This window comes from Demequina phytophila (genome assembly GCF_000971135.1).
GTDB classification, from domain to species: Bacteria; Actinomycetota; Actinomycetes; order Actinomycetales; family Demequinaceae; genus Demequina; species Demequina phytophila.
This window is the reverse complement of sequence record NZ_BBLW01000003.1, coordinates 196,566-217,916: the sequence shown is the minus strand read 5'-3', so window position 1 is coordinate 217,916 and position 21,351 is coordinate 196,566. Positions and strand designations below refer to the sequence as shown.

24 protein-coding genes are annotated in these 21,351 nt (G+C 72.3%); 15 read left to right on the top strand and 9 right to left on the bottom strand.

The genetic code is table 11. The features are described 5' to 3' along the window. The 8 genes from AOM01_RS06055 to AOM01_RS06020 all read left to right on the top strand — a co-directional run bounded on the left by AOM01_RS06055 (position 1) and on the right by AOM01_RS06020 (position 8,250). Positions 1-957, top strand: coding sequence for a serine/threonine-protein kinase (locus AOM01_RS06055; protein WP_062290482.1), 957 nt, complete (start codon positions 1-3; stop codon positions 955-957). A gap of 43 nt (positions 958-1,000) precedes the next feature. Beyond that, entirely contained in the window at positions 1,001-3,124 is a 2,124-nt protein-coding gene (gene pknB, locus AOM01_RS06050; RefSeq protein WP_082110036.1) for a Stk1 family PASTA domain-containing Ser/Thr kinase, read from the top strand. 67 nt (positions 3,125-3,191) lie between these two features. After that, entirely contained in the window at positions 3,192-4,274 is a 1,083-nt protein-coding gene (locus AOM01_RS06045) for a polyprenyl synthetase family protein (protein WP_062290479.1), read from the top strand. Further along, on the top strand, positions 4,271-5,164 hold the full coding sequence (locus tag AOM01_RS06040) for a phytoene/squalene synthase family protein (RefSeq protein ID WP_062290476.1): 894 nt from the start codon (positions 4,271-4,273) through the stop codon (positions 5,162-5,164). Before AOM01_RS06045 ends, AOM01_RS06040 begins: the two co-directional genes overlap by 4 nt. Beyond that, positions 5,161-6,777, top strand: coding sequence for a phytoene desaturase family protein (crtI, locus tag AOM01_RS06035; RefSeq protein ID WP_062290473.1), 1,617 nt, complete (start codon positions 5,161-5,163; stop codon positions 6,775-6,777). Before AOM01_RS06040 ends, crtI begins: the two co-directional genes overlap by 4 nt. Further along, positions 6,774-7,100 carry a lycopene cyclase domain-containing protein gene (locus tag AOM01_RS06030; protein ID WP_062290471.1) on the top strand — a complete coding sequence of 109 codons (327 nt, stop codon included), beginning with the start codon at positions 6,774-6,776 and terminating at the stop codon, positions 7,098-7,100. Before crtI ends, AOM01_RS06030 begins: the two co-directional genes overlap by 4 nt. Then, the gene (locus tag AOM01_RS06025) at positions 7,097-7,381 is read left to right on the top strand and encodes a lycopene cyclase domain-containing protein (protein ID WP_062290468.1); all 285 of its coding nucleotides are present in this window, start codon (positions 7,097-7,099) and stop codon (positions 7,379-7,381) included. Before AOM01_RS06030 ends, AOM01_RS06025 begins: the two co-directional genes overlap by 4 nt. Continuing rightward, complete coding sequence (locus AOM01_RS06020) at positions 7,363-8,250, top strand: prenyltransferase (RefSeq protein ID WP_082110064.1); 888 nt, start codon at positions 7,363-7,365, stop codon at positions 8,248-8,250. The genes AOM01_RS06025 and AOM01_RS06020 overlap by 19 nt, the downstream gene beginning before the upstream one ends. A 138-nt stretch (positions 8,251-8,388) precedes the next feature. Here the strand turns inward: AOM01_RS06020 and AOM01_RS06015 are convergent, their stop codons facing one another. Beyond that, positions 8,389-8,829 (bottom strand): MarR family winged helix-turn-helix transcriptional regulator, encoded by a 441-nt coding sequence (locus tag AOM01_RS06015; RefSeq protein ID WP_062290462.1) that lies wholly within the window; start codon positions 8,827-8,829, stop codon positions 8,389-8,391. A 70-nt stretch (positions 8,830-8,899) separates the two neighbouring features. Between AOM01_RS06015 and AOM01_RS06010 the strand changes: the two genes are divergently transcribed. Next, positions 8,900-10,144 carry a multidrug effflux MFS transporter gene (locus tag AOM01_RS06010; RefSeq protein WP_062290459.1) on the top strand — a complete coding sequence of 415 codons (1,245 nt, stop codon included), beginning with the start codon at positions 8,900-8,902 and terminating at the stop codon, positions 10,142-10,144. A gap of 158 nt (positions 10,145-10,302) precedes the next feature. Here the strand turns inward: AOM01_RS06010 and AOM01_RS06005 are convergent, their stop codons facing one another. The 3 genes from AOM01_RS06005 to AOM01_RS06000 are packed head-to-tail and all read right to left on the bottom strand — an operon-like array spanning position 10,303 to position 11,890. After that, complete coding sequence (locus tag AOM01_RS06005; RefSeq protein ID WP_062290457.1) at positions 10,303-10,929, bottom strand: aminodeoxychorismate/anthranilate synthase component II; 627 nt, start codon at positions 10,927-10,929, stop codon at positions 10,303-10,305. Beyond that, the gene (locus AOM01_RS14350) at positions 10,926-11,093 is read right to left on the bottom strand and encodes a hypothetical protein (protein ID WP_156155860.1); all 168 of its coding nucleotides are present in this window, start codon (positions 11,091-11,093) and stop codon (positions 10,926-10,928) included. The genes AOM01_RS06005 and AOM01_RS14350 overlap by 4 nt, the downstream gene beginning before the upstream one ends. After that, positions 11,090-11,890, bottom strand: a complete 801-nt coding sequence (locus tag AOM01_RS06000; protein ID WP_062290454.1) for a class E sortase — start codon at positions 11,888-11,890, stop codon at positions 11,090-11,092. The genes AOM01_RS14350 and AOM01_RS06000 overlap by 4 nt, the downstream gene beginning before the upstream one ends. Before the next feature lie 118 nt (positions 11,891-12,008). Between AOM01_RS06000 and AOM01_RS14155 the strand changes: the two genes are divergently transcribed. Next, the gene (locus tag AOM01_RS14155) at positions 12,009-12,266 is read left to right on the top strand and encodes a cell division protein CrgA (protein WP_228374230.1); all 258 of its coding nucleotides are present in this window, start codon (positions 12,009-12,011) and stop codon (positions 12,264-12,266) included. Positions 12,267-12,659: 393 nt separating this feature from the next. On the opposite strand, the gene AOM01_RS05990 is transcribed toward AOM01_RS14155, so the two are convergent. Both AOM01_RS05990 and AOM01_RS05985 read right to left on the bottom strand, forming a co-directional pair. Continuing rightward, positions 12,660-13,445, bottom strand: coding sequence for a rhomboid family intramembrane serine protease (locus tag AOM01_RS05990; RefSeq protein WP_082110035.1), 786 nt, complete (start codon positions 13,443-13,445; stop codon positions 12,660-12,662). Positions 13,446-13,451: 6 nt separating this feature from the next. Continuing rightward, positions 13,452-13,991: a peptidylprolyl isomerase gene (locus AOM01_RS05985; RefSeq protein WP_062290984.1), complete on the bottom strand. Its 540-nt coding sequence runs from the start codon at positions 13,989-13,991 to the stop codon at positions 13,452-13,454. A 127-nt stretch (positions 13,992-14,118) separates the two neighbouring features. On the opposite strand from AOM01_RS05985, the gene AOM01_RS05980 reads away from it, so the two are divergent. Further along, the gene (locus tag AOM01_RS05980) at positions 14,119-15,012 is read left to right on the top strand and encodes a hypothetical protein (protein ID WP_156155858.1); all 894 of its coding nucleotides are present in this window, start codon (positions 14,119-14,121) and stop codon (positions 15,010-15,012) included. Between the two features lie 84 nt (positions 15,013-15,096). Here AOM01_RS05980 and AOM01_RS05975 read toward each other — a convergent pair whose 3' ends face one another. Continuing rightward, on the bottom strand, positions 15,097-15,624 hold the full coding sequence (locus AOM01_RS05975) for a helix-turn-helix domain-containing protein (protein ID WP_228374229.1): 528 nt from the start codon (positions 15,622-15,624) through the stop codon (positions 15,097-15,099). 57 nt (positions 15,625-15,681) lie between these two features. Between AOM01_RS05975 and AOM01_RS05970 the strand changes: the two genes are divergently transcribed. Together AOM01_RS05970 and AOM01_RS05965 are read left to right on the top strand one after the other, a co-directional pair. Further along, entirely contained in the window at positions 15,682-16,890 is a 1,209-nt protein-coding gene (locus tag AOM01_RS05970) for a benzoate/H(+) symporter BenE family transporter (RefSeq protein ID WP_062290441.1), read from the top strand. 35 nt (positions 16,891-16,925) lie between these two features. After that, positions 16,926-17,243 (top strand): heavy-metal-associated domain-containing protein, encoded by a 318-nt coding sequence (locus AOM01_RS05965; RefSeq protein WP_062290438.1) that lies wholly within the window; start codon positions 16,926-16,928, stop codon positions 17,241-17,243. A gap of 204 nt (positions 17,244-17,447) precedes the next feature. Here the strand turns inward: AOM01_RS05965 and AOM01_RS05960 are convergent, their stop codons facing one another. Then, complete coding sequence (locus tag AOM01_RS05960) at positions 17,448-18,164, bottom strand: cache domain-containing protein (protein WP_062290435.1); 717 nt, start codon at positions 18,162-18,164, stop codon at positions 17,448-17,450. Then, a complete protein-coding gene (locus AOM01_RS05955; RefSeq protein WP_169746523.1) occupies positions 18,161-18,922 on the bottom strand; it encodes a FadR/GntR family transcriptional regulator in 762 nt (253 codons plus the stop codon). Before AOM01_RS05955 ends, AOM01_RS05960 begins: the two co-directional genes overlap by 4 nt. A 130-nt stretch (positions 18,923-19,052) precedes the next feature. On the opposite strand from AOM01_RS05955, the gene AOM01_RS05950 reads away from it, so the two are divergent. Both AOM01_RS05950 and AOM01_RS05945 read left to right on the top strand, forming a co-directional pair. Further along, the gene (locus AOM01_RS05950) at positions 19,053-20,066 is read left to right on the top strand and encodes an ABC transporter ATP-binding protein (protein WP_062290429.1); all 1,014 of its coding nucleotides are present in this window, start codon (positions 19,053-19,055) and stop codon (positions 20,064-20,066) included. Positions 20,067-20,100: 34 nt separating this feature from the next. Beyond that, positions 20,101-21,264 carry an extracellular solute-binding protein gene (locus AOM01_RS05945; protein ID WP_062290426.1) on the top strand — a complete coding sequence of 388 codons (1,164 nt, stop codon included), beginning with the start codon at positions 20,101-20,103 and terminating at the stop codon, positions 21,262-21,264. Positions 21,265-21,351: the final 87 nt, after the last annotated feature.

The following is a 21,351-nucleotide window of genomic DNA, read 5'->3' as shown; positions in this document are numbered from 1 at the left end:
ATGGCGATCCACGCGGGCACCACCCTGGGCGGGCGCTACGTCCTGCGCTCCCTCCTGGCCGTCGGGGGCATGGGCGAGGTGTGGCGGGGCACCGATGCGGACCTCGATCGAGAGGTCGCGATCAAGGTCCTCAAGGACGGCGCGGCGGAGAACGAGACGTTCCTCAAGCGGTTCCGCAACGAGGCGAAGAACGCCGCGGGCCTGCTGCACGGCAACATCGCCCAGGTGTTCGACTTCGGCGAGCACGACGGCACGCCGTACATCGTGATGGAGCTGGTCGAGGGCGAGCCGCTGTCCTCGATCCTCGAACGTGAGCGCACGCTCGACGAGGCGCGCCTCGTCACGATCCTGCGCCACACGTGCCGCGGCCTCGACGCCGCGCACGCGGCCGGGATCATGCATCGCGACATCAAGCCGGGCAACCTGCTGGTCCAGGACGGCGACCGGGTGAAGATCACCGACTTCGGGGTGAGCCGCGGCACCGACCAGACCACGCTGACCGCCACCGGCATGGTGATGGGCACCGCGCAGTACCTCGCACCGGAGCTCGCGCTCGGCAAGCCTGCCACCCCGGCCTCCGACCTGTACGCGCTCGGCATCATCGCGTTCGAGGCGGTCGCGGGGAAGAGGCCCTTCACGGCCGCGAGCGCGGTCGACATCGCGATCTCTCAGGTGAACGACCCGGTGCCCCCGCTGCCGGGCGACGTGTCTCCGGAGCTGGCCTCCCTCATCGTCCGCCTGCTGGAGAAGAACCCCCGCCGCCGGCCCGCCTCGGCCCTCGAGCTCGACCGCCTCCTCGCCGAGCTCACGCTGCTCGAGCCGGGCACCGGAGCACGGGTCCCCGTCGAGGCATCCCTGCCCGCGTCACCGCCCCGCCGCGCCATGCCGCCGAGCATCGCCCCGCGCGAGTACCGTCCGCGCCCCGACGTCGAGCGTCGGCGGCCGGGAACCCGGTAGGTGCGACAATGGCCCCCGAACACGGACCACTAAGGAAGAGTGAATGAACGACGAACCGAAGATCCTCGCCGGACGGTATGAGGTCGGCGACCTCATCGGCCGGGGTGGGATGGCCGAGGTGCATGTCGGATACGACACGCGGCTCGGACGCACGGTCGCGATCAAGATCCTCCGCGCCGACCTCGCGCGCGACCCGTCGTTCCAGACCCGCTTCCGTCGCGAGGCCCAGGCCGCCGCCGGCCTCAACCACCCCAGCATCGTCGCCGTGTACGACACGGGCGAGGACACCTTCGTCAACCCCGACGGCAACCCCCAGGCCGTGCCCTTCATCGTGATGGAGTACGTCGAGGGGCACACGGTCCGCGAGATCCTCAAGGGCGACGTCGCCGCACCCATCGACGAGGCGGTGGAGATCACCGCGGGCGTGCTTGCCGCGCTCGACTACTCGCACCACGCCGGGCTGGTCCACCGCGACATCAAGCCCGCGAACATCATGCTCACCCCCACCGGCGCGGTGAAGGTGATGGACTTCGGCATCGCGCGCGCCCTCGCCGACGCCGGGCAGACCATGACGCAGACCCAGGCCGTGGTGGGCACCGCGCAGTACCTGTCGCCCGAGCAGGCGCGCGGCGAGAACGTCGACGCCCGCTCGGACCTGTACTCGACGGGCTGTGTGCTGTTCGAGCTCCTCACCGGCCGGCCGCCGTTCATCGGCGACTCGCCCGTCTCCGTCGCCTACCAGCACGTGCGCGAGCCCGCGCCGAAGCCGTCGCAGTTCGCGTCCGACGTGCCCGCCGAGCTCGACCAGGTGGTCGGGCGGGCGCTGTCGAAGAACCGCGACGAGCGCTACTCGAGCGCACAGGAGTTCCTCGCGGACCTCCGGAGCGTGATGGCGGGCGACGGCGTGTCGCCCACGACCGGCGCGATCGCGCTCGGCTCAGCCGCGCTGGGCGCGGGGGCCGCGGGCGTGGCCGCCGCCGCGATGGCCGGTGACGACGGCGCCCCGGTCACGGGCGCCACCGAGATCATGCCGGAGGCCACCGTCGCCGGCCAGACGGCCGTCATGCCGGCGGGCGCCTGGGGTCCGGAGGGTCAGCCGGTGTCCGGCGGTGCTCCCACCACCGCCCCGGTCGACACGCTCGACGACGAGGAGGACGAGGCGGCGCTGCGCAAGAAGCGCATCATCCAGTGGTCGCTGCTCGCCGCGGCGCTCATCGCCGTCGCGCTCGTGATCGCCGCGCTGTTCATGATCAACCGCGACGCCCCCGGCGCCGAGCCCAGCCCGTCCGCGGCCCGCGTCGAGATCACCGACCTCGAGGGCATGACGCAGGCGGAGGCGCAGGCGGAGCTCGACAGGCTCGGCCTCGCGGGAGACTTCCAGACCGAGGCGTCCGACACGATCGAGAAGGACCTGGTCACGCGCACCAGTCCCAAGGCGGGGCGCAACGTCGACGAGGGTGCCACGATCACGGTGTTCCTCTCGACCGGCCCCGACGTGGTCACCGTCCCGGACGTCAAGGGCTACACCGAGGACGACGCCATCAAGGCGCTCGAGGCGGCCGGGCTACGCGTGGTCGCGCGGGACACGGTCGACGATGCGAGCCTGGACGAGGGCCGCGCGTCGAAGACGGACCCCAAGGCGGGCGAGGAGGTGCCGAACGACTCGACGGTCACCCTGTACCTCGCCTCGGGCCTCGTCAAGCTGCCCGACCTCACCGGGCTGAGCATCGAGGAGGCGCGCCAGAAGCTGGGCAAGCTCTCGCTCGTGGTGTCGGAGTCGGAGGAGGAGACCACCGATGCCGCGGACGGCACGGTGCTGCGCCAGGACCCGGGCGAGGGGCGCGTCGAGCGCGGCTCCACCGTGAGCCTCGTGGTCGCGACGGCGCCGTCCACGGTGGCGGTGCCCGACGTCCTCGGCAAGTCGCAGAACGCCGCGAAGGCGGACCTCGAGGGCGAGGGCCTGTCGCTCGGCGACGTCACGGTCGACAACACCGAGGCGAACGTCGACCTGGCCGGCACGGTCAAGGCCACCAACCCGAACGCCGGCACCCAGGTGGCGCCCGGCACCGTGGTCTCGCTCACCATGTGGTGCGACGTGCGGTCCGTCCTCGTCACCCCGGACCCGGGGCAGCCCGACGCGACCGAGCAGCAGTACGTCTGCCGCTGATCACTTTTCGAGAACAGCCGACCCCTGGGGGAATACCCCCGGGGGTCGTGCTGTCTATCCTGTCGTGATGACGCCGCTGGGGACCGTTGCCGGGGTACGCGACTTCGTCGAGGCCAATCTCGACGACGTACGTGCCACGCTCGACCGCCACGTCGAGCGTGCGATGCTCGAGCTGCCCTCCGCGGGCGCCGACTACCGCGACCTGTGGGCGTCCATCGGCGACCAGTACCTGGGCGGCAAGGACCTGCGACCCTCGCTCACGCTCGCGGCCTACGCGGGCCTGGGCGGCGAGGACGCCGAGGCGGCCGTGCCCGTCGCCGCGGCGATGGAGATGCTCCACACCGCGATGCTCATCCACGACGACCTGCTCGACGGCGACGAGGTGCGCCGCGGCCGTCCCAACGTCGCCGGCACCCGGCGTGCCGCGCTGGCGACCAGCGGCCTCCCGCCCGCGCAGGTCGAGTCCCACGTCCTGTCCGCCGCCCTCCTGGGAGGCGACCTGGCCCTCGCATCGTCCTACGACCTGATCTCCCGCGCGAAGCTGCCCGCCCACCACCGCATCGCGTGCCTCGACCTCATCACCCGCGCGATCCGCACCACCATCGCGGGCGAGCTGCTCGACATGTACGGCGGCATGGTGGCCCCCGAGCAGGCGGACTCGCTGGTGGTCGCGGAGCTCAAGACGGCCACCTACTCGTGCATCGTGCCGCTGCTGGCCGGCGCGCAGCTCGCGGGCGGCGACCCGACCATGGTGAGCCACCTCGAGAAGCTGGGCGCCTCGCTGGGCCTGAGCTTCCAGCTGGTGGACGACGACCTGGGCGTGTTCGGCGACCCCGCCGTCACCGGCAAGTCCGTCCTGTCGGATCTGCGCGCCGGCAAGCGCACCGAGCTGCTGCGCCTGGGCTTCCAACGGGCCGATGCCGCGGGCAGGGCCGTGCTCGAGGCCTCCGTCGGCGACCCTCGCCTGGACGAGGACGGGGCCGCTCGCGTGCGAGAGGTGCTCATCGCGTCGGGGGCCCGGGAGCATGCGCTCCGCACGGCGCGTCAGCACGGCCGCCTCGCGCGACGCATCGCCTCCGAGCGGATCCCGGCGCCGCTGTCGGGCTACCTGGTGGACCTCATCGACAGCCTCGCGGACCGGCTCTCGTGAGCCGCCGCTCGCGACGGCGACGGCACGACGACGGCGCCGCCAGCCTCGCCCTCTACGACGCCGCGGCACGCGACGCCGCCGCGCGCGTGATCGCCCGCTACTCGACGTCCTTCGGGCTCGGCACGCGGCTGCTGGCCCGTGCGCAGCGCACCCACATCAGGAACGTGTACGCGATGGTGCGCGTCGCCGACGAGATCGTCGACACCTACCGCGGGCCCGATGCGGGCGAGCTGCTCGACGCGTTCGAGGCCGAGGTCCACGCCGCGATGGACCGCGGCTTCAGCACCGACCTGGTCGCGCACGCGTTCGCGCTCACCGCGCGCGAGGTCGGGATCACGCACGAGCAGACCGAGCCGTTCTTCGCGTCCATGCGCATGGACCTGACCGCGACGGCACACGACGCCGACTCGCTCGCGCGGTACATCTTCGGCTCCGCGGAGGTGGTGGGGGAGATGTGCCTCGCCGTCTTCGTCAACACCGGCGCCGGGCCGCGACCGCTCGACCCCGAGGTCCGCGCGGGCGCGCGGCGCCTCGGCGCCGCGTATCAGAAGGTGAACTTCCTGCGGGATCTCGCGACGGACGACGGCGAGCTGGGGCGCAGCTACTTCCCCGGCGTCACGGCCGCAACGCTGGACGATGCGCGGCTCGCGGGCCTCGTCGAGGAGTGCCGGGGGGACATCGCGGCGGCGCAGGAGGTGCTGGGGGCGCTCCCCCCACGCGCGCGGGCGGCGGTGGGCACCACCATCGACATCTACGCGCGGCTGCTCGACCAGATCGCGGAGACCCCCGCGCGGAGGCTCGTCACCCGTCGGGTGCGGGTCCCCAACCCGGTCAAGGCGTCGCTGGCGGCGCGCAACCTGGCCGCCCTCCGCCCCTGGAGCACCGCATGACCGGCCCGCGGGTCGTGGTGATCGGCGGCGGCGTCGCGGGGCTCGCGTCCGCGGGCCTGCTCGCGCGCGGCGGCGCCGACGTGGTGCTGCTCGAGAAGCACGCGACGTTGGGCGGACGCATGGGGCGTGTGGAGGTGGCCGGCCACACGTTCGACTCGGGCCCCTCCTGGTACCTCATGCCCGAGGCGTTCGCGCAATGGTTCGCGCTCATGGGCCGGGACGTCGAGCAGGAGCTCGACCTGGTCGACCTCGACCCGCGCTACCGCGTGTTCTTCGAGGGCGACGACCCGTGGGAAACGGCGTCGACCCTCGACGTGTCCGCGGATCCCGAGAAGAACTGGCGACGCTTCGACTCATTGAGCCCCGGCGAGGGCGACGCGATGCGCGCCTACGCCGAGGAGGCAGGGGTCCTCTACCGCTTCGCTCTCGAACGCTTCCTCTACACCACGTTCGCGCGGCCCCAAGCGGTGGTGAACGGCGAGGTGATGCGCCGCCTGCCGCTGCTCGCCGGGCTGCTCGCGCGCTCGCTCGGCGCGCGCATCGCGTTACGCGTCCGCGACCCCCGGCTTCGCCAGATCCTCGGCTTCCACGCGGTGTTCCTGGGATCCTCGCCCGACCGCGCGCCGGGACTGTTCTCGCTGATGAGCCACCTGGACCTCACCGACGGCGTGCGCTACCCCCGCGGCGGCATGTACGCGGTCACGGAGGCCATCGCGCGCGTGGCACGCGACGCGGGAGCGGACCTGCGCACCGGCTCGCCCGTCGCGCGGGTGCTGGTGGACGATCGCGGCTTCGCGACCGGCGTCACCCTCGAGTCGGGCGAGGTGGTGCGGGCCGATGCCGTGGTGGGCGCAGCGGACCTCCACCACCTGGAGACGGCGCTGGTACCCGAGGAGTGGCGAGCTCATCCCGAGAAGACGTGGCGGCGGCGCAAGCCCGGCGTGAGCGCGCTGCTGGTGATGGCCGAGGTCGACGGCTCCGTGCCCGAGCTCGCGCACCACAACCTGCTGTTCACGCGCGACTGGGACGCCCACTTCGACGCGATCCTCGCGCGCGACCTGCCGCCCGTGCCCGCGTCCATCTACGTGTCCCGGGTGGGCGCCACGGACCCTGCGGTGTCGCCCCCGGGCAAGGACTCGCTGTTCATGCTGGTGCCGTTCCCCGCGGACACCACGCTCGGGGAGACGCCCGAGTCGCGTGCGGCGCTCATGGCGCTGGGCCGGCGCTACCTCGCGCAGGTGGGGACCTGGGCGGGGGTGCCGGATCTCGCCGACCGCTCCACCGTGCTGCGCGTCACCACCCCCTCCGACTTCGCGACGCAGATGGGCGCCTGGGAGGGCGGCGCGCTCGGACTCGAGCACACCCTCACGCAGTCCGCGCTGTTCCGGCCCGCGAACGTCTCCTCGAAGGTGCCCAACCTCCTGTACGCCGGGGCGTCCACGGTGCCCGGGATCGGGGTGCCGCTGTGCCTGATCTCTGCGGAGCTCGTGGCGAAGCGGCTGCTCGGCGCGGTCGACGTGGGTCCGCTGCCCGCGCCCGCCCCGCCGGGCTTCCTCGCACGCTCGCGCGACCGCGGGATCCTGGGCAACCTCGCGCGGCGGGCCGGCGCGTGACGTCCTTCGCCTACCTGGGCGCGCTGCTCGTGTCGATCGCAGGGCTGGTCCTGCTGGACCGGCGGTATCGCGTCGCGGTGTTCGACCGTCCCCGACCCGCGCTGCTCACCGTGGCGATCGCGGTCGCGTTCTTCCTCGCGTGGGACGCGGTCGGGGTGGGGCTGGGGATCTTCTTCATCGGCGACGCGCCCTACCTCACCGGCGTGCTCCTCGCGCCCGAGGTGCCCCTCGAGGAGCTGTTCTTCCTCGTCCTGCTCGTGTATCAGACGCTGCTGCTGTGGCGCTGGCTTCACCGCAGCCACCGCGCGCAGGAGCCCGCATGACCTACGCGCTCCTCTCCGTCGCCGTCCTGGCGCTCATCGCCGCGGTGACCGTGCCCACGCTGAGGCGACTGCCGCATCGTCCCCTGCTGCTCACCGGACTGGTGCTCATCGCCCTCACCACGATCTTCGACAACGTCATCGTGGGCCTCGGGATCGTGGCATACGACGAGTCGCTCATCTCCGGCGTCCGCGTGGGATCCGCGCCCCTCGAGGACTTCTCCTACACGCTGGGAGCCGTGATGCTGGTGCCCGCGCTGTGGACGTGGCTGGCGCGCGAGTGAGCACGCTCGCCGCGCTGGTGCGGGCCTCGCGCCCGGTGTCCTGGATCAACACCGCGTTCCCGTTCGCCGCCGCGTACCTGCTGGTGACGCATCAGGTGGACGCGGTGCTGGTGGTGGGGACGCTGTTCTTCCTCATCCCGTACAACCTGCTGATGTACGGCATCAACGACGTCTTCGACTACGAGTCCGACCTCGCGAACCCCCGCAAGGGCGGCATCGAGGGGGACGTGATCCGCGACCGGACGGAGGCGCGGCGCGTGCACCGCGCGATCCTGTGGGCATGCGCGATCACCGTGATCCCGCCGTTCGTGTGGCTGGTGCTGCAGGGGTCGGTGGCGGCGGGTGTCACGCTGGTGCTGGTGCTGTTCGGGGTGGTGGCGTACTCGGCGCCGGGGCTGCGGTTCAAGGAGCGGCCGTTCCTCGACTCGCTGACGTCCGCGCTGCACTTCGCGGGGCCCCTGGTCTATGCGCTGGTGCTGGCGGGGGAGTCGCTGCTCGACCCGGGCGCGTGGCCGGTGTGGGTGGCGTTCATCATGTGGGGCATGGCCAGTCACGCGTTCGGCGCGGTGCAGGACGTGCGCGCCGACCGCGAGGGCGCGATCGGCTCGGTCGCGACGGTGATCGGGGCGCGCGCCACGGTGTGGTTCTCCATCGCGCTCTACGTCGCCTCCGCGCTGGTGCTGCTGGCGCTGCCGTGGCCCGCGCTGCTCGCGGCGCTCCTCCCGCTCGCGTACGTGGTCTCGGTCGCGCGGTTCGTGGGCGTCACCGACGAGACGTGCGAGGACGCGAACCGCGGCTGGCGCACCTTCCTGTGGCTCAATCAGCCGGTCGGGTTCGCGGTCACGCTGCTGGTGATCGCCGCCTGGTGAGGTGTCGGGTCAGCTGGCGCGTCGATTCCCCATGACACTTGTGACAGGTGTGTTGCCGCGTGAAGGATGGGGCTGCCTCACCTGCACCACGGGTGCATTCGCGTCACATCCGTCATTGGAAGTCAACGGCGCCGGCGGTCAGCGCGCGCGCAGGCCCGACTCGAGGCGGTCGAGCAGCCCCGCCGCCGCGGATGCCCCGCCCACCGCGCCGCCGAGCGCCTCGCGAACCCGCGACGACCAGTAGGCGTGCAGCCGCTCGACGCCCTCGTCCGCGAGCGCGGTGGCCTCGAGGTGCTGCTGCCGATGATCCGCGGGGTCGGGCGACCGGCGCACCAGCCCCTTGTCCTCGAGGCTGCGGACCGCCGCGGAGAGGTTGGGCCGGCGCAGGCCCGTCGCGTCCGCGACCGCGCTGGGCGACGCCCCCGGGTGGTGGTGGATCCATCGCAGGACGGCGGTCTCCGTGCCCGTCAGCGGGACCACGTCCACGCCGGCCGCATGGGGATCCAGCTCGCGCGCGATCCGCAGGATGGACTCGGCGAACTCCGCGAGCTCGCGGTCGGTGGGGTCGTCCTCAACCATGCGTCCGAGGGTACCGTCGCGAGGCCCGTTCAGTTATGATTTCATAATCAATTCACCGCGAGGAGTCCCTATGTCCGCGCCCGCGCACCCCCAGGCCGCCACCTCCGAGGCCAGGGCGACCGCCGCATCGTCCACCGGCGCCGCCATCACCGCCGCCCTGCTCGCGGTGCTCGGCCTGCTGTCCGCCATCGCGCCGTTCGCGACGGATCTGTACCTCCCGGCGTTCCCGCAGATGGCCGCGGAGCTGGGGACCGGCGCGACCGCCGTGCAGCTCACCCTCACCGCGTTCCTCGTGGGCGTGACCGCGGGTCAGCTGGTGTTCGGGCCGCTGTCCGACCGGTTCGGTCGAGTGCCCCCGCTGCTCGCCGGCTGCCTGCTCATGGTGGTCGCCGGCATCGCCACCGTGCTCGCCCCCAGCCCCGCCGTGCTGATCGGCGCGCGGCTGCTCCAGGGCCTCGGCGGAGCCGCCGGCATGGTGATCGGCCGCGCGATCATCTCGGACCTCGCGACCGGGAAGGCGGCGGCGCGCGCGTTCAGCCTCATGATGATCGTCGGCGGCGTCGCGCCCGTGATCGCGCCCGTGGTGGGTGGATTCCTGGTCGAGCCGATCGGCTGGCGCGGCATCCTCGCCGTGGTGCTGGCGCTCTCCGTGGTGATGCTCGTCGCCGTGATCGCGGTGGTGCGGGAGTCCTACCCCGCAGACCGGCGCCTCGCGGACCGCGCCGAGCGCCTCGCCACCGGTTCGCCGCTGCGTGCGCTGCGCTCGCGCGCGTTCCTCGGGTACACCGCGGTCTTCACCTTCGCGTTCGGCGTGATGATGGCGTACATCTCCGCGTCGCCGTTCCTGTACCAGGACATGATGGGGCTCGACACGACCGGCTACGGCCTGGCGTTCGGCGCCAACGCGCTCGCCCTCATGGTGGTGAGCGCCGTGTCGGCGAAGCTCGCGGCGACCCACGACGTCCGCCGGCTGCTCGTCACGGGCATCGCGGTGCTGCTGGCGTCGACGCTGGTGTTCGGCACGCTGGTCGCGCTCGGCGCGCCCGCGGGCTGGCTCGCGCTGCCGCTGTTCGTCGGGGTGGGCAGCCTGGGCCTGGTGTTCGGCAACGCCACAGCGCTGGCCCTAGGCGCGGTCCCGGCTGGGGCCGGAGCCGCCTCCGCGGTGCTGGGCGCGGCGCAGTTCGGCCTCGCGGCGCTGGTGTCGCCCCTCGTGAGCGTGGGCGGAACCGCGACAGCCGCGCCGCTCGCGCTCGTCATGACGGCGTGCGCGGTGGTCGCGACCGGCGCACTCATGGTGACGGTCCGACGCGGCTGAGCGCGGACCCTCGCTCGCGCTCCGCAGGATGAGCCTCGACTCGGTCCTGCATACGGGTCGGCACGGCCCGCATGCAGGATTGTTGAACCGGTGATCCTGCATGCAGGACCGGGTCGAACCGCGCAGCAGGGGTAGAGCAGGCGGAGCGAGCGCTCCCACTACCTCCGCACGAGCGGGCTCAGCCCCGCCGCCCGCCCCTCGGGGTCGGGCATGCCGCACACCTCGAGCCAGTTGGCGAGCAGGCGGTGGCCGCCCTCCGTCAGCACGGACTCGGGGTGGAACTGCACGCCGTGGAGCGGCAGCGCCCGGTGCTTGAGCCCCATGATGATGCCGTTCGCGGTCGAGGCGGTCACCTCGAGCTCGTCGGGCACCGTGGGGTTCTCCACCGCGAGCGAGTGGTAGCGCGTCGCGGTGAACGGAGACGGCAGTCCGTCCAGCACCGACTCGCCGGAGTGCGTCACCGCCGAGGTCTTGCCGTGCATGAGCTCGGGCGCGTGCGACACCACGCCGCCGTAGACCTCCGCGAGCGCCTGATGCCCGAGGCAGATGCCCAGCATGGGCACCCCTGCGTCGGCGCACTGGCGGATCACGTCCATCGAGGAGCCTGCCTCGGCCGGCGTGCCCGGTCCGGGCGAGATGAGGACGCCGTCGTAGCCCGCCACGTCGCCCGCCGTGGTCACGGCATCGTTCCTCACCACCACGGTCTCGGCACCCATCTGCCGCAGGTATCCGACGATCGTGTAGACGAACGAGTCGTAGTTGTCGACGACGAGGATCCGGGTCATGGCACGGCCTCCACATTCTGGTCCTGGATGTCGAAGGTGACCGAGAACCACGGGTACACCCACTGGAAGAGCACCGCCACCACGGCGGCGAGCAGCAGCACGAGCAGCACCACCTTGACCCACGCGGGGCCGGGCAGCACGCGCCAGACGAACGGGAAGATCATGGCTGCGGGATCTCCTCGAGGATCTCGGCCGGCACGCCGATGCCGGTGGGCGCCCAGTACTCGAGCTCGCCGTGCACCACGTAGCGCTCGGCGGCGGAGTACATCGGGTGGCAGGTGGTGAGCGTGATGTAGCGGCCGTCCGGCGCGGCGTCGAGGTCGCCGGGCTTGGGCGCGATCACCTCGACCTGGTTCGGGTAGACGATGAGGTCGTCGGTCACGCGGTAGACGTACCAGGCCCCCTCCGTCTGCACCACCAGCGCGTCGCCCCGCTCAAGCTCCGCGATGCGGTTGAAGGGCTTCGCGTACGTGGTGCGGTGCGCGGAGATCGCGAAGTTGCCCAGCGCGCCCGGCATCCCGGTGCCCGGGTAGTGGCCGATCCCGAGCACGTCGAGCACCTCGGTGCGGGTCACGCCCTCGGAGATCGGCTTGACGTAGTCCGTTCCCCAGCGCGGTACATAGAAGGTCGCGAACGTGGTCGTGAAGTCCGGCTCCTCCATGACGGGCGCGGTCTCGGGCGGCATGTGGGCACCCACCGGGATGACCTCGGGGCCCTCGTCCGCGGTGGAGGCGGCGGTGACGGGCTCCGTGTACGCCCAGTCGAGCGTCTCGAGCACGTGCTCCTGCTCCTTGCCGGCGATCACGTCCGTGTAGAACAGCTGCCACACCACGTACAGCCCGATCACGGCGCCCGCGATGATGAGCAGCTCGCCCACCAGCGACACCAGCCGGTTGCCGAACCCCGCACGCCGGGGCGCGGGGGCGCCCGGCTCGGTGGGGACCTGCGCGGGAGCCTGCATGATGCGACCAGCCTACGGGAGCCCCGCACCAGCGGGAATCCCGCTCGAGCACCCCCACTCGGTACCCTGGGCGCACACCCCGCGCGCGTGCGCGGGCGAAGGATGCACGGAGCAGACAGTGGCACTCTCGAAGAAGCGCGACACCAACGGCCAGCAGGTCTACAAGGCCCCCCGCAACCTGGGCAAGGCTCAGAGCGACAACCCCAAGTGGCTCCTGCCCACGGCGCTCACCCTGCTGATCCTGGGGCCCACCTGGATCGTCGTCTACTACGTGACCAAGGCGAACTACCCGATCCCGGGGATCGGCGACTGGAACCTCGGCGTCGGCTTCGTGCTGATGGCGGGGGGCATGGTCCTCCTCACCCGCTGGCGCTGAATCACACTGCTGTAGTTATCCCCACGGCCGTCCACAGCGGTGGAGAAACCACACCGGTGTAGTTATCCCCGAACTGTGCACAACGGTGGGGATAACTACACGGATGTCATTCACACCTGTGGATGACTGTGGGGAAATCGCGGGATCGCGCCGTACTTGTCCACAGATCCGGTCTGTGGAGAAAACGGGCAGACCCCTGTGGGTGGACCTCCGTGGACGATGCCGCGGCCGGGTGAGCGGTCCCGGCCGGGGGACCCGCGGGAGACCCCCGACGACGGGTGACCGCGGTCGCGCGACCCGACCCGGGCATCGTCCCCCGGTCGCCAGCCCCGGACGCGGACGGCCCCACCGCGATGACGCGGTGAGGCCGTGAGTCGGGACGGTGCGCGCTCGCTAGACGGGCTTGCGGTCCACCCAGCGCAGCATGGCGAGCATGGTGAGCGCGCCGACGACGGCGCCGCCCAGGTGGCCCTGCCACGAGATGTTCATGCCCGGCAGGAAGCCGATCGCCAGCCAGATGCCGGCGGTGGTGAGCAGCGACCGGTAGTCGAGTTTGAGCTTCGCGAGCACCACCGCGTACGCGGTGATGAGGCCGAAGATCGCGCCGGACGCGCCGCCGTGAAGGGCGATCTCGGGGGAGATGAGCACCGCGGCGAGCGAGCCTCCCAGGAGCGAGGCCATGTAGAGGCCCAGGAAGCGCAGGCGCCCCAGGATGGGTTCGAGCTGCGTGCCGAACTGGACCAGCACCAGCATGTTCATCGCGATGTGCAGCAGGTTGAAGTGCACGAACCCGGAGGTCACCCAGCGGTACCACTCGGTGCCGACGTTCGAGTACATGGCCGCCTCGACCGGGCCCACGCCGGTCCACAGGCCCCACGCGTCCTGCCACGCCTGCGCGCCCATGACGAAGGTGCCGTACAGGTACGCGAGCACGTTGAGGCCCACGAGCGTGTAGGTGACGACGGGCGTGCCCATCGCGCTGACGAATCCCAGGCGGTTGACCATGGGTCGCGCGGTGGCCTTCGCCTCGCGCACGCAGTCGACGCACTGGATGCCCACCGCGGCCGGGCGCTGGCACTCGGGGCAGGCGGGACGTCCGCAGCGCTGGCAGCGGACGTAGGACACCCGGTCCGGGTGCCGCGGGCACGTGGGCGCAGCGGCACCCGGATCCTGGGTCATGCGGTGTTACTCGGAGATCGAGACGCCGGTGATCATGACGTCCTCGAGGGGACGGTCACGGCCATCGGTGGGAGCGGCGGCGATGGCGTCGACCACCGCGCGCGACTCGTCGTCGGCGACCTTGCCGAAGATGGTGTGCTTGCCGTTGAGCCAGCTCGGCTTGTCCACGGTGATGAAGAACTGCGAGCCGTTGGTGCCGCCCGGACGGCCGGTGATGGGGTTGAGGCGCTGGCCGGCGTTCGCCATCGCGAGCAGGTAGGGCTCGTTGAACTGGAGCTCCGGGTGGATCTCGTCGTCGAAGTTGTAGCCGGGGCCGCCGGTGCCGGTGCCGAGCGGGCAGCCGCCCTGGATCATGAAGCCGGAGATGACGCGGTGGAACACGAGGCCGTCGTAGAACGGGTCGTTGCTCTTCTCGCCGGTCGCGGGGTTCTTCCACTCCTTCTCGCCGGTGGCGAGGCCCACGAAGTTCTTGACGGTGACGGGAGCGTGGTTCGGGAACAGCTCGATGCGGATGTCCCCGGCGGTGGTCTGAAGGGTTGCGATCATGGTCGCCATTGTTCCATGGCCCTCGCCACCGCGCGCCGCAAGTGGCACGATGGACGGAACGGACTCGGGCATGGGCGCGTTGCCGATGTACGAGGGCCAAGTCCCCACGAACCAGGAGGAGCGCAGCATGAGCAAGGTTTCTTTCCAGGGCTTCGACGCCGACAAGGCGCGCGATCAGGCGGCAGACGCGGCACAGCAGGCGCGTGAGGCTGCACGCGAGGCGTCCATCGCCGCCCGGAAGGCCGCCAAGCGCGCGAAGGAGTGGGCCGAGCCTCAGTACGAGCACGCGAAGGAGTGGGCCGCTCCGCGTGCCAAGGAGGCCTATCACAAGGGTGCGAAGAAGGCCTCCCCCTACGTGCACAAGGCCGGCGACACCGCCGAGCAGTGGGTCGACGTCGCGCACGCCGCGATCGTGGGCGCCGCGATCCCCGCCGTGCTCGCCGCGGTGGACGATGCCGCACGCACCGAGGACGAGAAGTCGCGGGGCTCCTGGGGCAAGGTCCTGGTGCCGCTCGCCCTCGCGGCCGCGGCCGGTGCCGCGGTGGTGGTGTGGGCGCGACGCGACCGGGGCCGCGACCCGTGGGCCGGCGAGGACGAGGAGTGGGAGTTCGCGTCCGAGGACGACTTCAAGGACAACCTTCGTCGTGGCGTGAACAAGGCCGTCGACGCCGCCGCGGACGCGGCGCGCAAGGCCGCGGACGCCGCCACGGCAGCCGCCACCGCAGCCGCCGAGGTCATCAACGACAAGGCCGGACCCACCTACGAGAAGGTGCGCGAGGCCGCCGGCCCCGCCGCCGAGCAGATCCGCGAGACCGCCGTGACGGAGGCCAAGAAGGTCGCCGACGTCGCCGGACCCGCCTTCACCAAGGTCAAGGACACCGCGATCAGCGAGGCGAAGAAGGTCAAGGAGGCCGCCGACGAGGCCCGCGCCCGTGCCACCGAGGAGGTCGTCTCCACCATCGACGGCGCCGAGGACGTGTGGGACGACGCGGTCGAGGAGATCAAGCCCGAGGACAAGTAGCGCCCGGACGCGAAGCGGGGCCCGCCCACAGGCGGGCCCCGCTTCGCGTCTCCGGCCCTCCCCGCGCTCAGCGTCGCGGCATGGTCAGCGTCGCGGCGTTGTCACGGTGAGCAGCGCGGTCGCGCCCGGCTCCGCCGCGAGGTAGGAGTGCTCGGCATCGCTCACCCAGGTGAGGAGCCCGCCCGCGCCCGCCGTGGTCGCCGCGCCCACCCGCCCCGCGGTCACCGTCCCGCGCAGCACCAGCAGCCGCTCGACCACGCCGTCGCCGTGCGCGCCCGACCGGTGCTCGACGCCGCCGGCGAGCTCGAGCCGGTAGACCTCGACCACGCCGTCGTCGCCCCGTTCGACGTCCAGCAGGCGGGCGATGATCCCGTCCGCCGCCGCTTCCGCGCCCGCCGTCTCCGCGAGCAGCGCCGCGAGCGGGATGTCGAGCGCGCCCGCGAGCGCGTAGAGCGTCGACAGGTTGGGATTGCGCGACCCGTGCTCGATCTCGGAGAGCGACCCCTTGCCCACGCCGGAGGCGCGGGCGAGCGCGCCGAGGCTCAGGCCGCGTGCGGACCGCGCGGCACGCACCCGCGCGCCGATGATCTGCGCGAACTCCTCCGTGGTCACGCCCCCGAGCATACGCATCCGTTCCATGAACAGAACACCGGTGCTACCGTTCTGTTCATGGAACAGTCGTGGGCGAGGCCCGTGTCGGTGGGCGTGACCACCGCCCTCGTGGGGTTCACCAGCTCCGTGGCGGTGCTCATCGCGGGGCTGACGGCCGCCGGCGCGAACCCGGCCCAGGCATCGTCCGGCCTGCTCGCCCTGTGCCTCACCGTCGGCGTGGGCACCATGGTGCTCTCCAGGCGCCACCGCCTCCCGATCACGCTCGCGTGGTCGACTCCCGGGGCGGCGCTGCTCGCGACCCAGGCGTCGCTCGGGTGGCCCGCGGCCGTCGGCGCATTCCTGCTCACGGGAGTGCTCATCGCGGCCGTCGGCATGTGGCCGCGCCTGGGCCGGCTGGTCGCCTCGATCCCCGCGCCTCTCGCGCAGGGCATGCTCGGCGGGGTCCTCGTGCCGCTGTGCCTCGCGCCCGTGACGGGGCTCGCGGCGTCGCCGGCCTGGGTGGCACCCGTGGTGGCCCTGTGGCTGATCCTCCAGCGGTACGCCCCGCGGTGGGCGACGCCCGTCGCCTTCGCCGCCGGGCTCGTCGTGATCGTGCTGCAGGCGGGCGGTGACGCGGTCGCGGCGATCACCGCGCCGTCCCTGACCATCGCCTCACCCTCGTTCACGTGGGCCGCGGCGGCCGGCATCGCGCTGCCGCTCACCGTGGTGACCATGGCGTCGCAGAACGTGCCGGGAGTCGCGGTGCTCGCGAGCGCCGGCTACCGGGTCCCCTGGCGCGGGACGATGCTGATCACCGGGGCGGGCACCGCGCTGGGGGCGGCCGCGGGCGGGCACGCGATCAACCTGGCCGCGATCACCGCCGCGCTCCCCGCGTCCCCTGACGCCGACCCGGACCCGCGGCGCCGGTGGATCGCCGCCTTCGCCGCCGGCGCCTCCTACGTGGTGCTCGCCGCGACCGGCGCGACCCTGGTGGCGCTCGCGCAGGCGGGCACCACCGAGATCCTCGCGGTGGTGGCCGGCCTCGCGCTCCTGCCCACGCTCGCCGCGTCGCTCGCGGGCGCGTTCGTATCCGAGGGGGACCGGCTGCCGGCCGCGGTCGCGTTCATGCTGGCGGCGAGCGGCGCGACCCTCGCCGGGATCGGATCGGCCTTCTGGGCGCTGGTGGCGGGGCTCGCGGTGCGCGCACTGCTGCGGCCACACGTGAGCAAGGTGGCGGAGGGGCGTGCGGCCGAGCCTGCGCGGGCAACACCCGGGACCAAGGGTTGACCCTCCCCTCCACTGGAATGTCTACGCTCGAAGACATGGAGATCATGACTCACGTTCCCGGGACCGTCGTCGAGCTGGCCGTGTCCGGCATGACGTGCGACGGCTGCTCGTCCTCGGTCGAGAAGGCCCTCACGGGTCTCGCCGGCGTCAAGTCCGCCTCGGTGGATCACGCGACGGGTCGCGCGGTGGTGCTGCTCGCGGCCGGAGCCAGCGCGGAGGACTTCGCGTTCGACGCCGACGCCGCGATCCACGACGAGGGCTACACCCTCGAGGGCGCCCAGGCCCGACCCGAGCGCGCGCCGAAGTCCGGCGGCGGCTGCGGCGGCGGCGGGGCGTGCGGCTGCTCGCACTGAGGCACGACTCGCACTGAGCTGCCCCTAGGCGCTCCCGGCGGGCGTTCCGCGCCCGCTGATACACGAGCGCAGCACAACGGGCCGATTTCTGCACGGATGTATCAGCGGAGCGCGTCACATTCTCGTGCGATGCGTCTGCTCGTCACATGAGTGCCCGCACACGTGTGTGCGTACACCGATGTGTCACCAGGGCGCAGCGCCGGCTCAGGCTGCGCGCGCGACCTTGAGCGTGCCGCGGCACCCTGGGACGGGATGCCACTCGCATGCGAGCCCCAGCCGGCGCGCGGGCGTGCCCGGCTCGAGCGTGGCGTCCGTGGCCGCGACCACGCGTCCGGCCGCGGTGCCGAGGATCGCGGGCACGGAGGCGGCCCCGATCACGCCGTCGGTCAGCAGCTCGAGACCGGCGACCGAGAGGTCCGCCCCCACCACCCCGGCGACGCGTCCGTCGACCTCGACGGGCATGGTGAGCGTGAGCGTGAGCTCGTCGGTGCACAGGTAGTCGATGTACGGACCCGCCAGGTAGGCGTCGCGCCCGTCGACCGCACCGCGCCACCACTCGAGGCGCGTGTAGTCATGGAAGGACTCGTCGAGCGGGTCCTCGATCGACGCGAGGCGGCGCAGCGTTCCCTCGCGCCCCGCGAGCCCCACGCCGTTCGCCGCGCTCACCCACCACGCGAGGTGCCACGGCGCGTCCTCGAGGAATCCGGGAGCGGCGACGAACCCGGCGCCGATCGCGGGGCCAGTGTCGGCGAGCGACGGAGCCACCAGCCACTCGACCGCGTCGTCCACGTCGCCGGCGTGAGCGGAGCCCCCGGCGAGCACCGCCTCGAGCCGGTCGCGCCAGTCGGACACCTGCGCGAACACGGGCGCCAACGAGGCGCCCAGCACGTCCGCCATCTCGAGGATGGCCTCGGCGATCATCGCTCCACCGTCTCGCGGATCGCGAGCAGCCGGTCGGTCAGCCATCCGACCTGCTCGACCACGACGGCGCGCGCCTGCTCGGGGCTCTCCGCGCCGATCGCCTCGACCAGCCTCCGGTGACGCGCCGCGTTCCCGGCGACCACGGTGCGCTCGTGGAGCGCGATCCACAGCAGCGGGCCGAACTCGGCCTGCAGGCGCACCTGCTCGCTCACCAGCCGCGCGGACCGGGAGAGCGCGGCGACCTCGAGGCGGATCCCGTTCTCGGCACGCCGCGCGGCCGCCCCGCTCGCCGTGACGCCGTGCTCCACCAGCAGCGACAGCGACTCGACCTCGTCCGGGGTGGCGAACAGCGCGGCCCGCTCGGCCGCGCCCGCGGCCACGAGTCCGTAGATCAGCGCCTTGTCGCGCAGCTCGACCCGCGACAGCGCGGCGAGGCGCGACTCCAGGGCGACCCGGGCATCGTCCCCGCTGCCGCACACGAAGCTGCCGCCCGCGCGGCCGCGGCGCGTCTCGATGAGCCCCGCGGAGCGGAGCGTCTCCAGCGCCTCGCGTGCGGTGACGGTGGCGACACCGAACTGGCGCCCGAGCTCCTGCTCGGTGGGAAGGCGCTCTCCCTGGTCGAGGAGCCCCAGCTGGATCGCGTCGGCGAGGCGCTGCGCGACGGCGTCGGCGCGTCCCGCGGGCGCGAGCGGCGCGAAGATCGCCGCATGCGTGGCCGATCGCGCCGCCGCGGCTCCCGGACCCCAGGACATTCCCATCGCGCTCCCTCCCGTGGCGGCCATTGTCGCGCCCCGCGCGCCCTCCGCAAAGGTCTGGGTCCAGAGATTTAATCGAGTTGTTACATCGCGGGTCTTGAAAAAGACATCTGGAAGTAGATGAATAGCCCGCATGGATTCAGCCATCCGCCTCCGCGGCCTGCACAAGCGCTACGGCGACACCATCGCGGTCGCCGATCTCGACCTCGACATCGAGCCGGGGGAGTTCTTCTCGATGCTCGGCCCGTCGGGCTCGGGCAAGACCACGGTGCTGCGCTGCATCGCCGGCTTCGAGCAGCCCACGCGCGGCACCGTCGCGCTGTTCGGCACGGACGTCACCGCGCTCGCCCCGTTCGCGCGCCCCGTCAACACCGTCTTCCAGGACTACGCGCTGTTTCCGCACCTCAGCGTGATCGCGAACGTCGAGTACGGGCTGCGCGTCGCCGGCGTGGGTCGCAAGGAGCGCCGCGCCCGCGCCGAGGAGGCGCTCGGCCAGGTCCGCCTCGCGGGCTTCGAGGCGCGCCGCCCCCACGAGCTCTCCGGCGGCCAGCGCCAGCGCGTCGCGCTCGCCCGCGCGATCGTGCTGCGCCCCCAGGCGCTGCTCCTCGACGAGCCGCTGGGCGCGCTCGACCTCAAGCTGCGCGAGCAGATGCAGGTCGAGCTCAAGGAGCTGCAGCGCGCGCTCGGCATCACGTTCGTGTTCGTGACCCACGACCAGGACGAGGCGCTCACCCTGAGCGACCGTGTGGCCGTGTTCGACGCGGGCGAGGTGGTGCAGCTGGGCACCCCGCGCGACGTCTACGACCACCCGCGCAACCGCTTCATCGCCTCGTTCGTGGGGTCCTCGACGCTGCTCGAGCCCGCCGTCTCCGCCGCTCTCGGCCTGGGCTCGCAGGCCATGGCCGTGCGCCCCGAGCGCGTCACCCTCGACGCCGCCACCGGCGGCGTGCCCGGCACCATCGCCGAGGTCATCTACACGGGCCCCGAGCACCGGATCGTCGTCGACCTCGACGGCCTCGGCGCCCGCATCACCGCCTTGGAGCCCAACATGGGCGCCCAGAACAGCCGCTCCCGCGGCGACCGCGTCACCGTCTCCGTCGAGCCCGCCGCCGCGGCGCCGCTCGAGGCGGAGCCCGACGCGGCCTGAGTGACCCGCACCACCCCAACGAAAGGAAGTCCCCGTGTCGAAGTCCCCGTCCCGCACGGCCCTCCGGGCCGGCATCGCGACCGCAGCGGTCGCCTCACTCGCCGCGTGCGGCACCAGCGACTCGGGCTCCGGCTCCGAGGCCGCCGCCTCGCTCGGCGCCGCCGAGGGCACCGTCTCCATCCTGGCGTGGCCCGGCTACGTCGAGGACGGCAGCAACGACCCCGAGGTCGACTGGGTCTCCGCGTTCGAGGAGTCCACGGGCTGCATGGTCACCTCCAAGACCTACGGCACCTCCGACGAGGCCTACCAGCTCATGCAGAGCGGCGGCTACGACGTCGTGGCCGCCTCCGGCGACCTCACGCTCCGCCTCATCGCCGGCGACCTGGTCCAGCCGGTCAACACCGACCTGCTCGAGAACTACGACGGCATCTTCGACTTCCTCAAGGACAAGGAGTGGAACTCCGTCGACGGCGTGAGCTACGGCGTCCCGCACGGCTACGGCGCCAACCTCCTCATGTACAACACGGACGAGGTCACGCCCGCCCCCACCAGCTGGGACGTGGTGTTCGACAAGGCGTCCGACTACTCGGGCAAGGTCACGGCCTACGACTCGCCGATCTACATCGCCGACGCCGCGATGTACCTCATGACCCACAACCCCGACCTGGGCATCGAGAACCCCTACGCGCTCGACCAGGACCAGTTCGACGCCGCCGTCGAGCTCCTCAAGACCCAGCGCGACTCCGTGGGCGAGTACTGGTCCGACTACCTCAAGGAGATCCAGGCCTTCGAGACCGGCGACTCCGTGGTCGGCACCACGTGGCAGGTCATCCAGAACTCCATCACGTCCGGCAACACCGAGGTGGTGCTCCCCGACGAGGGCGCGACCGGCTGGTCGGACACCTGGATGGTCGCCTCCGACTCCGAGGCCCCCAACTGCGCGTACGCATGGCTCGACTACATCGCGAGCCCCGAGGCCAACGCGCAGGCCACCGCCTACTTCGGCGAGGCGCCGTCCTCGCAGGAGGCCTGCGACTTCCGCGACGACTGCGAGGCGTACCACGCCGGTGACGCCGAGTACGCGGAGCAGATCTGGTACTGGACCACCCCCGTGAGCGACTGCGTCGACGGCCGCACCGACGTCGAGTGCGTCGACTACTCCGAGTGGACCAAGGCCTGGCAGGAGATCAAGGGCTGACGCCCGGGCGCGGGGGGACGATGCTCCGTCCCCCCGCGCCGGCGCCGTCGCCTCGCGCGCGGCGCACCCCCCGCATCGTCCCCCGAA

Excerpts from the sequence above, each read along its gene's own strand:
- AOM01_RS06025 (WP_062290468.1), top strand. The coding sequence starts at position 7,097 with ATGACCTACGCGCTCCTCTCCGTCGCCGTCCTGGCGCTCATCGCCGCG.
- AOM01_RS05970 (WP_062290441.1), top strand. The coding sequence starts at position 15,682 with ATGGAACAGTCGTGGGCGAGGCCCGTGTCGGTGGGCGTGACCACCGCC.
- pknB (WP_082110036.1), top strand. The coding sequence starts at position 1,001 with ATGAACGACGAACCGAAGATCCTCGCCGGACGGTATGAGGTCGGCGAC.
- AOM01_RS05980 (WP_156155858.1), top strand. The coding sequence starts at position 14,119 with ATGAGCAAGGTTTCTTTCCAGGGCTTCGACGCCGACAAGGCGCGCGAT.
- AOM01_RS05955 (WP_169746523.1), bottom strand. The coding sequence starts at position 18,922 with ATGGGAATGTCCTGGGGTCCGGGAGCCGCGGCGGCGCGATCGGCCACG.
- AOM01_RS14350 (WP_156155860.1), bottom strand. The coding sequence starts at position 11,093 with ATGATCTTCCCGTTCGTCTGGCGCGTGCTGCCCGGCCCCGCGTGGGTC.
- AOM01_RS06055 (WP_062290482.1), top strand. The coding sequence starts at position 1 with ATGGCGATCCACGCGGGCACCACCCTGGGCGGGCGCTACGTCCTGCGC.
- AOM01_RS06005 (WP_062290457.1), bottom strand. The coding sequence starts at position 10,929 with ATGACCCGGATCCTCGTCGTCGACAACTACGACTCGTTCGTCTACACG.
- AOM01_RS06015 (WP_062290462.1), bottom strand. The coding sequence starts at position 8,829 with ATGGTTGAGGACGACCCCACCGACCGCGAGCTCGCGGAGTTCGCCGAG.
- crtI (WP_062290473.1), top strand. The coding sequence starts at position 5,161 with ATGACCGGCCCGCGGGTCGTGGTGATCGGCGGCGGCGTCGCGGGGCTC.
- AOM01_RS06010 (WP_062290459.1), top strand. The coding sequence starts at position 8,900 with ATGTCCGCGCCCGCGCACCCCCAGGCCGCCACCTCCGAGGCCAGGGCG.
- AOM01_RS05950 (WP_062290429.1), top strand. The coding sequence starts at position 19,053 with ATGGATTCAGCCATCCGCCTCCGCGGCCTGCACAAGCGCTACGGCGAC.
- AOM01_RS06045 (WP_062290479.1), top strand. The coding sequence starts at position 3,192 with ATGACGCCGCTGGGGACCGTTGCCGGGGTACGCGACTTCGTCGAGGCC.
- AOM01_RS05985 (WP_062290984.1), bottom strand. The coding sequence starts at position 13,991 with ATGATCGCAACCCTTCAGACCACCGCCGGGGACATCCGCATCGAGCTG.
- AOM01_RS06000 (WP_062290454.1), bottom strand. The coding sequence starts at position 11,890 with ATGCAGGCTCCCGCGCAGGTCCCCACCGAGCCGGGCGCCCCCGCGCCC.
- AOM01_RS05990 (WP_082110035.1), bottom strand. The coding sequence starts at position 13,445 with ATGACCCAGGATCCGGGTGCCGCTGCGCCCACGTGCCCGCGGCACCCG.
- AOM01_RS05960 (WP_062290435.1), bottom strand. The coding sequence starts at position 18,164 with ATGATCGCCGAGGCCATCCTCGAGATGGCGGACGTGCTGGGCGCCTCG.
- AOM01_RS05965 (WP_062290438.1), top strand. The coding sequence starts at position 16,926 with ATGGAGATCATGACTCACGTTCCCGGGACCGTCGTCGAGCTGGCCGTG.